The following is a 302-nucleotide window of genomic DNA, read 5'->3' as shown; positions in this document are numbered from 1 at the left end:
GAACAGCGCGGCCGAGAAGGAGGCGATCAAGGCGGGCAAGAGCGCCGCAGAGATATGGCCGGGGAACCCGGCAAAAGCCGCGCAGAAGGATACCGATGCACGCTGGACGGTGAAGTTCGCCAAGGCCCGACCGCTGCCGGGCGGCAGGCCGGGGATCGACATCGCGATTCCCAGCTTTGGTTACAAAAGCAGCATCGCCATCTGTCGGCGCCATGGCTTCATCCGGTCAGCCAAGGTCACCGACGGTGCACGCTTCGACGGTAGGATGCTGCGCGACGTCGTCACCCGCGACAACACCGCCT

General features: G+C 65.2%; 1 pseudogene. It reads left to right on the top strand.

What is annotated here, in order from left to right:
* Positions 1–302 (top strand): annotated as a pseudogene (locus L8H00_RS18705) (IS5/IS1182 family transposase); the annotation flags it as partial.

The organism is Sphingomonas sp. CROZ-RG-20F-R02-07, assembly GCF_022662335.1.
Taxonomy (GTDB): domain Bacteria; phylum Pseudomonadota; class Alphaproteobacteria; order Sphingomonadales; family Sphingomonadaceae; genus Sphingomonas.
This window is presented reverse-complemented; position numbering and strand designations above follow the sequence as displayed.